This window comes from Anaerolineae bacterium, from assembly GCA_014360855.1.
Classification (GTDB): domain Bacteria; phylum Chloroflexota; class Anaerolineae; order JACIWP01; family JACIWP01; genus JACIWP01.
On sequence record JACIWP010000303.1, the window covers coordinates 1 to 3,438 of the forward strand.

At 64.7% G+C, this 3,438-nt stretch carries 5 protein-coding genes; all 5 read right to left on the reverse strand.

Going from position 1 to position 3,438, the window contains the following annotated elements:
• Positions 1–435: alpha-ketoacid dehydrogenase subunit beta (locus H5T60_13065; protein ID MBC7243360.1), on the reverse strand; the 435-nt coding region annotated here is incomplete at its 3' end.
• A 12-nt stretch (positions 436–447) separates the two neighbouring features.
• Positions 448–1,413, reverse strand: coding sequence for a thiamine pyrophosphate-dependent dehydrogenase E1 component subunit alpha (locus H5T60_13070; GenBank protein ID MBC7243361.1), 966 nt, complete (start codon positions 1,411–1,413; stop codon positions 448–450).
• 26 nt (positions 1,414–1,439) lie between these two features.
• Complete coding sequence (locus tag H5T60_13075) at positions 1,440–2,183, reverse strand: SDR family oxidoreductase (GenBank protein MBC7243362.1); 744 nt, start codon at positions 2,181–2,183, stop codon at positions 1,440–1,442.
• 27 nt (positions 2,184–2,210) lie between these two features.
• Complete coding sequence (locus tag H5T60_13080; protein ID MBC7243363.1) at positions 2,211–2,582, reverse strand: cupin domain-containing protein; 372 nt, start codon at positions 2,580–2,582, stop codon at positions 2,211–2,213.
• Positions 2,583–2,613: 31 nt separating this feature from the next.
• A complete protein-coding gene (locus H5T60_13085; GenBank protein ID MBC7243364.1) occupies positions 2,614–3,393 on the reverse strand; it encodes an N-acyl homoserine lactonase family protein in 780 nt (259 codons plus the stop codon).
• Positions 3,394–3,438: the final 45 nt, after the last annotated feature.

Here is a 3,438-nt window from a genome sequence, read left to right on the forward strand (position 1 = left end):
GAGACCCGGGATGTGGACGAACCACATCTCCAGGCTCTGGGAATGCTGGGCGGCGTTGCCGCGGCCGGCGCCTCCCTGGGTGCGGATGACCATGGGCACGCGCGCCTTCCCGCCGAACATATAGCGCGCTTTGGCGGCCTGGTTGATGATCTGGTCCATCGCCAGGGTCACGAAGTCGTTGTACATGATCTCGACGACGGGGCGCAGGCCGGTCATAGCGGCGCCGACGGCCATGCCGGTGAACCCCTCTTCGGAGATGGGGGTATCACGCACGCGCCACTCGCCAAAACGTTCGTACAGCCCACGCGTGACCTGGAACGGTCCGCCGTAGCGACCGACGTCTTCTCCAAAGATGCAGACGGTCGGGTCGCGCTCCATCTCTTCCCGCAGAGCTTCGTTGATGGCATCCCGATAGCTGATCTCACGTACGGCCATGATGACCTATCCTTATGCGTAGACGTCTTCCCAGAGGGTGGCGATGGCCGGCTCTGGGCTGTCCATGGCGAACTGCACCGCGGCCTCGATCTCCGCCTCGGCGCGCTGGTTCATATCTTCCAGTTCCGCCGGCGAGAAGCCGGCCTGTTCCACCAGATACTTGCCGAAGCGTGCGATGGGATCGCGCTCCGGCGTTTTCCACTGTTCGGCCTCGCCGGCCGGCCGGTAGGTGAGGGGGTCGCCGACGGTATGGCCTTCCCAGCGGTAGGTCTTGGCGACGATGAAGGAGGGGCCCTGGCCGGCGCGCGCCCGCTCCACGGCCTGGCGCACCGTCTCATATACTGCCAGAACGTCGTTGCCGTCCACGGGAATCCCTTCCATGCCCAGCCCCAAGGCGCGCTGTTCGAGGCGTTCGACGGCGAAGAAGGGCCGGCTGGGGCTGAACTCGGCGTACTGATTTTCCTCGCACAGGTAGATGACGGGGAGCTTCCACAGCGCGGCCATGTTGCCGGCTTCCAGCAGAACCCCCTGATTGGCGGCCCCGTCGCCGAAGAAGCAGACCACCACCTGGTAGGTGCCGCGCACCTTGGCGGAGTAGGCCGCGCCGGTGGCGATGGCGATGCCGCCGCCCACGATGCCGTTGGCGCCCAGGATGCCCAGGTCCAGGTCGGCGATATGCATGGAGCCGCCCTTGCCCTTGCAGTAGCCGGTGGCTTTGCCCAGCAGTTCGGCCATCATGCGGCGCGGGTCGCCGCCCTTCGCCAGGCAGTGCCCGTGCCCGCGATGGGTGCTGGTGATATAGTCATCGCGGTTCAGCGCGGCGCAGGCCCCGACCGCCACAGCCTCTTCGCCGGTGTAGGTATGGGTCGAGCCGCGCACCAGGTCCTGCTGGAAGAGCCAGCGGGCGCGCGATTCAAAGTGGCGGATGAGCCACATGCGGTAGTACATATCGGCGAGCTTTGCACGATCCAGTGTCATTTGCCTTGTGCTCCGTCAAGTATGCCTTATCGCATCAAGAGGCCGGCGTTGATGTCAATCGTGGTGCCGGTGATGGGATCCGCCGCCGGCGAACACAGGAATGCCACCGCTTCCGCCACCTCTTCCGGGCGGATGAGGCGGCCGATGGACATGCGTTGTCCCAGGTCCTGCCGCAGTTCCGCCGGCCACTGGGCGGTCAGGTCCGTTTCCAGGGTGGCCGGCGCGATGGCGTTGACGGTGATGCCGTGCGGCGCCAGCAGGCGGGCAAAGGATTTGGTCAGGCCCAGGAGCCCGGCCTTGCTGGCGGCGTAGTGCACCCCGACGGCGATGCCGCCCATCTGGCCGGCCAGGGAAGAGATGTTGATGACCCGGCCCCAGCCGGCCGCACGCAGGAGGGGCAGAGCGGCTTGGGTGCACAGGAACGCCCCTTTGAGATTGACGTTCAGCACGCGGTCCCATTCCGATTCGCTGATCTGCTCCACAGGGGTCAAGGGACAGATGCCGGCGTTGTTGACCAAGATATGGAGTACCGACAAGCCGGCGAAGACGGCGCGCACCTCTTCGGCGTTCGATACGTCGAAGACGCGGGTGGCGACCAAACCGCCCTCTTCGGAGATCAGGCGGGCGGATTCCGCCAGCGCCGCCTGGTCAATGTCGGCCAGGATGACTTCGGCGCCGAGCCTGGCGAGCCGCCGGCTGATGGCCCGCCCCAACCCGCGGCCGGCGCCGGTGATCAATGCAGTTCGGCCCTCGAGATATCTTTCTCCCATCGAGTCCCTTCTCTCACGGGTCAAACGTCAGTGTTTGCCCGGATCGTACGCGCCCGGTGTGACGGGCGGCGAGAAAACGGTGACCAGCCGCAAAGGCTGTTCGGCGTCGACGCGGATCTGGTGGGGCTGGCCGGCGGGAATGAAGACCGCGGTGCCCGGTTTCAGCGGAATTTCCTCGCCGTTGGCGATGATGCCCCCGCTTCCCGAGAGGATGAAGATGATTTCCTCTTCGCCGGCATGGGTGTGCGTAGCGGCCAGGGTGCCGGCGGGGAATTCGGCGACGCCGAACGCCAGATTGCGCGCCTGGCTGTTCAGCGGGCCCAGCAGATAGTACCAGTCCCGGCCAGGCAGATGATAGACCGTGCAGTTGTCGATGTGCGAGACTTCCAGCTTGGACATGCTTGGTTTAGCTCCTCCTCGATGTAGGGTGTCAGGCGATGACCCCGTCCGGGTAGCGCTGAAGGAGCAGGGGGTCATGGGGCGGGACGAAGATATCGGCGATTTTGCGCACCTTTTCCATGGCCTGATAGCATTGTGCGATGTTGACCGCCAGCCCGACCGGGTGGTTCTTTTCCAGGTTCTCGTAGTAAAAGATCGTATCGCCGGGGAAGACCGCGAGGCCCTGTTTGGTCTGCACCGTGATGGCCTGACTGCAGAGCGTATGGCCGCCGATGTAAAAGGCGCCGATGCCGGGGACGATCTCGGGCGCCTCATCGTCGGCCAGGATGAGGCGGTCGCGGGCCTCGCCGGCGAAGTAGGCCAGCACGTCGCGCGGGAAGAGGATGTCCGGCACCAGGGCCGGATGCGGCGGGTCCAGCGTCAGGTGCCAGCCCGTGCGTGAGATGACAAATTTGGCGTTGGGGAAGAGCTTGGCGTTGGAACAGTGGTCGTAGTGCAGGTGGGTGATGAAGACATATTCCACCTGGGCCGGGTCAATGCCCTCTTTGCGAAGCAAGAGGGGGATGTTCTGCGTCTCCATGTCCATGCGGAAGCGGCCCTCGTAGCCGACGCCGGCGACCACCAGGGGCTGAATCTCGTTGACATCCCGCACGCCGGTGTCTATCAGCATGACCGCACCATCGTCCCGGCGCAGGACGAACAGGAAGAAGTCCGCTACCATCCATTCGCCCCAGCGCGACATATAGAACATCTGCGGCCCGGGGACGCTTTGTTCGCAATATTTGATGGCCTTGATACTGTACGTTGCCATGGGTGCCTTCCTTTCGCTCGGTCTGTTACTGGAGGAAGACCGATG